This is a genomic window from Vibrio sp. 970, from assembly GCF_033339075.1.
On the sequence record NZ_JAWOTW010000595.1, the window covers coordinates 1 to 581 of the forward strand.

Here is a 581-nt window from a genome sequence, read left to right on the forward strand (position 1 = left end):
TTCCTCACATGGGCGAATCTCAACGCGAGGCGATTTTAAAAGATAATATCGACAACTCCGGTATTGCACTCTTCGAAACAGCGATGGCATGGTTTTGGTCAGATAAAAGAGTCAGTAAGCACGTTACGATTAAAGGAATGGAGCATTTAGAAGCGTTAGAAAAGTCCGGTAAAGGTGCCTTAATGTTGGCCGTCCATTCAATGAACTTGGAATTAGGTGCTCGCGCATTTGGCATTCAAAAATCTGGGACGGGTGTCTATCGACCAAACAACAATCCGTGTTTCGACTATTTCCAATACAAAGGTCGTTCTCGTTCTAACCGTACGTTGATCGATCGTAAAAATGTCAAAGCCATGCTTGAAGCACTCAACTCTGGCGAGCGTGTTTGGTATGCGCCGGATCATGATTACGGAAACAGACGTTCGACGTTTGCTCCGTTGTTCGCGGTTAAAAATGCCTGTACAACAACGGGCACTAGCTTGCTAGTCGATAATACAAATTGCGCAATTGTCCCATTTACGATGGTCAGAGGCGAAGATGGGCATTATACCTTGACGATTGATGCACCAGTGGATGGTTTT

Annotated in this window: 1 pseudogene; it reads left to right on the forward strand. The window is 44.9% G+C overall.

The features are described 5' to 3' along the window. Positions 1-581: pseudogene (locus tag R7Q11_RS28080) on the forward strand (lipid A biosynthesis lauroyl acyltransferase); the annotation flags it as partial.